The sequence below is a fragment of the Leptolyngbya sp. FACHB-36 genome, assembly GCF_014695955.1.
In the GTDB taxonomy this organism is placed as follows: Bacteria; Cyanobacteriota; Cyanobacteriia; order Leptolyngbyales; family Leptolyngbyaceae; genus FACHB-36.
The window spans coordinates 1-4,965 of sequence record NZ_JACJPG010000335.1 but is presented as its reverse complement, the minus strand read 5'-3'; the positions used below and the strand labels follow the sequence as shown (position 1 = coordinate 4,965).

Annotated in this window: 4 protein-coding genes and 1 pseudogene; 4 read left to right on the top strand and 1 reads right to left on the bottom strand. The window is 52.9% G+C overall.

The features are described from left to right. Positions 1-239 (bottom strand): annotated as a pseudogene (locus tag H6F43_RS09560) (PEP/pyruvate-binding domain-containing protein); the annotation flags it as partial. Between the two features lie 353 nt (positions 240-592). Here H6F43_RS09560 and fbp point away from each other — a divergent pair. From fbp to H6F43_RS09540, 4 genes are all read left to right on the top strand, one after another. Then, positions 593-1,633, top strand: coding sequence for a class 1 fructose-bisphosphatase (gene fbp, locus H6F43_RS09555; protein WP_190342557.1), 1,041 nt, complete (start codon positions 593-595; stop codon positions 1,631-1,633). A gap of 92 nt (positions 1,634-1,725) precedes the next feature. Beyond that, the gene (gene tal, locus H6F43_RS09550) at positions 1,726-2,880 is read left to right on the top strand and encodes a transaldolase (protein WP_190342556.1); all 1,155 of its coding nucleotides are present in this window, start codon (positions 1,726-1,728) and stop codon (positions 2,878-2,880) included. Between the two features lie 89 nt (positions 2,881-2,969). Next, entirely contained in the window at positions 2,970-4,499 is a 1,530-nt protein-coding gene (zwf, locus tag H6F43_RS09545; protein WP_190342555.1) for a glucose-6-phosphate dehydrogenase, read from the top strand. Positions 4,500-4,546: 47 nt separating this feature from the next. Next, on the top strand, positions 4,547-4,965 hold a 419-nt coding region (locus H6F43_RS09540), incomplete at its 3' end, for a peptidoglycan-binding domain-containing protein (RefSeq protein ID WP_190342554.1).

Genomic DNA, 4,965 nt, shown 5'->3' with positions numbered 1-4,965 from the left:
GCCTGAAGCTGGCGAGCGTTTTCAATGTCGAGGCGTATCGACGAGTCAGAAAAATCAGTGAACAGCGGCTCCAGCCAGTCGATCGTGTCTAAAAAGCGGCGGAACACTTGAGCCGACACCACGACGCTTGGCGCGATCGCATATCCTTTTTGCTGCAACTGACTCAAACAGAGTGCTTTCGTTCCGACCAATCGCCGATGGCTGGGTTGTAGTTGGTCAAGCCAATAAAAATTTGTCACACCAGTAACGCGAGTTGATCACTCTTTAATCTTAGGCATGTTTTCGCTGCGTCAAAATTAATAGCGTCTCAGCAATGCAAGCCACAATAGCCGGGGTGATAGCCAGTCTCAACCTGTTAAGCGTGAGCAATGCAGAACGACAATCAGCGCTAAATCAGCGTTAAAACGGATAGGAAGCGATGCGTGCTGATCTCCCCACGTTTCACGTCCATTTCTGTAGTTGTTCTAAAGGTAGCAGTCAATCTAGAAATGCCTTCCTAAGATAGAAGGTGGAACGGTCAAACATCAGTAAAGTTTAGTATCGTTCCCGAACAAACCCTAGGGAGGAGGCGATCGTGGTGGATGCCTACCCGATGTTAGATCGTGAATACGCGCTGGATCGTGACTGTACAACGCTCTCTCGGCACGTATTTCAGCAGCTTCAGAGCTTTTCACCGGATGCCCAAGACCTCAGCGCGATCATGAACCGGATTGCGCTAGCAGGAAAGCTGATTGCGCGGCGCTTGAGCCGTGCAGGGCTGATGGAAGGCGCGTTGGGCTTTACGGGCGAGATCAACGTGCAGGGCGAATCCGTCAAGAAAATGGACGTGTACGCCAACGAAGTGTTCATCTCAGCGTTTAAGCAGAGCGGCCTAGTCTGCCGCCTTGCCTCTGAGGAGATGGAAAACCCTTACTATATTCCCGAAAACTGCTCGATCGGTCGCTACACGCTGCTGTACGACCCGATCGACGGTTCCTCCAATGTCGATATCAACATCAACGTCGGATCAATCTTCGCCATCCGTCAGCAAGAGGGTGACGATAGCGACCGATCTGCGACTGATCTGCTTCAGAACGGGCGCAATCAGCTCGCTGCTGGCTACATTCTCTACGGTCCCAGCACAATGCTGGTTTACTCGATCGGCAGAGGTGTCCACGCTTTCACGCTTGATCCCAGCCTAGGTGAATTTATCTTGTCCACCGAGGACATTCGCATTCCCGATCACGGACCAGTCTATAGCGTCAACGAAGGCAACTTCTGGCAGTGGGACGAGTCCATCCGCGACTACATCCGCTACGTCCATCGCCACGAAGGCTACACTGCCCGCTACAGCGGTGCCCTTGTAGGAGACATTCACCGAATCCTGTTTCAGGGCGGCGTCTTTCTGTATCCGGGCACGGTCAAAAAGCCCGAAGGCAAGCTGCGTCTGCTCTACGAAACCTCGCCGCTGGCATTCTTGATCGAGCAAGCCGGAGGGCGCGCCAGCAGCGGAACGCAGGATATCCTGGACGTGGTGCCCGAAAAACTCCACGCCCGCACACCGCTGATTATTGGCAGCCGCGAAGATGTTTCTCTTGTGGAATCGTTTATTCAAGAGCGATCGCGTCAGAAAGAAGAAGCCGTTAGTCACTAGCTGCTTGGTGGTGAGTGGTCAATTCAACTAAAACCAAATCATTCACTGCCAGCCGCTACAACCGAATCACTAAGAACTACGTAGGAGTAATCATGACAGCTGTAACGAATCATTTGTTGGAGATTAAGCAGTTTGGTCAGAGCATTTGGATGGATAACCTGACCCGCGATCTAATTCAGTCGGGCGACTTGAAGAACCTGATTGAAACACGGGGATTGCGAGGTCTAACCTCGAACCCAGCGATCTTTGAAAAGGCGATCGCGGGTAACAAAATCTACGACGCGGATATTGAAGCTGGGATCAAAGCTGGAAAGCCGCTGCTGGAAATTTATGAATCGCTGATTTTTGATGATATCCGCAACGCCTGCGATATTTTCCGCCAGGTGTACGACGAGTCTGGTGGGTTGGATGGCTACGTCAGCATCGAAGTGCCGCCAGATATTGCGCACAGCACGGAGCGGACGATCGAAGAAGCCCGTCGCTACTATCAGCAAATCGGGCGCGAAAACGTCATGATCAAAATCCCTGGTACGTCGGCAGGTTTGCCTGCGGTCGAGCAGGTCATCAGCGAGGGGATCAACGTTAACGTCACGCTGCTGTTCTCGGTGCAGAGCTACATAAATACTGCGTGGGCCTACATTCGCGGTCTAGAAAAGCGCGTCGAAAACAGCCATCAGGACATTAGCAAGCTTGCCTCGGTTGCGAGCTTCTTCCTCAGCCGCATCGACTCCAATATCGATGGCAAGATTGACGCCAAGACCAAAGCAGGTGTGCCAGAGCAAAACGTCCGCGCCCGCTTGGAAGCAATCAAAGGCAAAGTGGCGATCGCCAATGCCAAAATTGCCTACCAGGAATATAAGAAGATCATCCAGGACGATCGTTGGAAAGCTCTGTCCGCCAAGGGTGCAAATGTGCAGCGTCTCCTGTGGGCAAGCACGGGAACAAAAAATCCCAACTACAGCGATGTCATGTATGTCGATGAGCTAGTGGGACCTGACACCGTCAATACCCTGCCGCCATCGACGATCGAAGCCTGTGCTGACCACTGCAATGTGGACAATCGGCTAGAAACTGGGGTCGAAGAGGCTTACACTCTAATCGAGAGCCTCAAAGACGTCGACATTGACATCAACCTCGACGAAGTGATGGATGAACTCCTCACTGATGGCATCGAGAAATTCGTTCAGCCCTACCAATCGCTGATGCAGTCGCTGCAAGAAAAGGTCGATCGCTTAGCAACCGTATAAATTACGAATTATGAATTTTGAATTACGAATTCACCAATATTCAAAATTCATAATTCAAAATTCATAATTTTTCTCCCCCACTTCCCCCTATGGTCACTCTGCTCGAAAACCCCCTGCGCGTTGGTCTACAACAAGAGCGAACTCCAGAGCCGAATATTATTGTGTTCTATGGTGCATCTGGAGACCTGGTAAAACGCAAGCTCGTTCCGGCACTGTACAAGCTCAAGCGAGAGCGGCGCATGCCCTCGGAAATGACGATCGTGGGTGTTGCCCGCCGCGAGTGGAGCGACGACTACTTCCGAGAGCAAATGCGCGAAGGCATCGAAGAGTTCTCCGATGGCATTGGCTCCGAGGAAATGTGGAAAGATTTTTCCAACGGCTTGTTCTACTGTCCGGGTAACATCGACGATCCCGACAGCTACCAGCGCCTCAATACGTTGTGCAAAGAGCTAGACGAGAAGCGCGGCACGCGGGGAAATCGAGTGTTTTACCTGTCAGTTGCGCCAAACTTCTTCCCAGAGGCAATCCGACAGTTGGGTTCAGCAGGAATGCTGAACGATCCCATTAAAACGCGGTTGGTGATTGAAAAACCGTTTGGACGCGATCTAGCGTCGGCGCAAGCGCTTAACCAGGTGGTAACCCAAGTCTGTAAAGAACAGCAGGTCTACCGCATCGACCACTACCTGGGCAAAGAAACGGTGCAAAATCTGCTGGTGTTCCGATTTGCCAATGCGATTTTTGAGCCGTTATGGAACCGTCAGTTTGTAGACCACGTGCAGATCACGGTGGGAGAAACTGTAGGCGTCGAGGACCGAGCAGGCTACTACGAAAGTGCCGGAGCGCTGCGCGACATGGTGCAGAACCACCTGATGCAACTGCTGTGTTTGACGGTGATGGAGCCGCCAAACTCCCTTGACGCCGACAGTATCCGTACCGAGAAAGTTAAAGTGCTGCAAGCGATGCACCTTGGCGACCCTAATAACCTGGATGTATCTGCGGTTCGGGGTCAGTATTCGGCTGGCTGGATGAAAGGCAAAGCCGTTTCAGGCTATCGCGAGGAGCCGGGAGTCAAGCCCGACTCAACCACGCCAAGCTATGTGGCGATGAAGTTGCTAATTGACAACTGGCGGTGGCAGGGCGTGCCCTTCTACCTGCGGACTGGAAAGCGTTTGCCTAAAAAGATTTCTGAAATCTCAATCCAGTTTCGCGAAGTGCCTTACCTAATCTTCCAGTCTGCCGCGCAGCAGGTAACCCCGAATGTGCTGACGATGCGGATTCAGCCGAATGAAGGTATTTCCATGAGGTTTGAAGTCAAAATGCCCGGTTCCAGCCTGCGGACTCGTCCGGTGGAGATGGACTTCGACTACGGTACCTCGTTTGGTGTGGCGGGCGGAGAGGCGTACGATCGACTCCTACTGGACTGCATGATGGGGGACCAAACCCTGTTTACTCGCGCCGATGAAGTCGAAGCGGCATGGCGCATTGTTTCCCCTGCCCTAAGCGCATGGGACAGCCCCGCCGACCCCAGCACCGTGTCGCAGTACGAAGCTGGAACCTGGGGACCCGCTGAAGCCGAACTGCTGATCAATCGCGATGCCCGCCGCTGGCGCAGACTATGAATCGTTATTAGTCGTTAATCGCTAATTACTAACACCTAACAACTTCTATGGCACCCCAATCTGCTCCCCTGGTTTCGTTGCAAGCCCCAAAGGATGTTTCTCTCAGTAAAATTGAGGCGGAACTGTCGCAAATCTGGCAGATGTACAACGCTGCCAATCAGGATGGCTCCAATCTGGGAGCAATGCGAGCAGCAACGTTCACGCTAATTGTGTACGAGCCGGAGGAAACCCAACAATTACTCGCTGCACTGGGCTTTTATCGTGGACCGATCGATGGTATCCAGGGTCCGCAGACTGAAGCGGCGGTAAAAGCGGCTCAGAAAGCCTATGGGCTTCCGACTGATGGCAAGTACAGCCCCGAACTGCTTGAAGAGCTGCGGCAGGCAATCGCGAACAAAGTCACGAAAAACGGTACAGCAGAACCTCCCTACTCCGGGAGCGGCGGCGCGATCGCCGACGCGATCGC

Coding starts and splice junctions, on each gene's coding strand:
- fbp (WP_190342557.1), top strand. CDS start 593: ATGTTAGATCGTGAATACGCGCTGGATCGTGACTGTACAACGCTCTCT.
- tal (WP_190342556.1), top strand. CDS start 1,726: ATGACAGCTGTAACGAATCATTTGTTGGAGATTAAGCAGTTTGGTCAG.
- zwf (WP_190342555.1), top strand. CDS start 2,970: ATGGTCACTCTGCTCGAAAACCCCCTGCGCGTTGGTCTACAACAAGAG.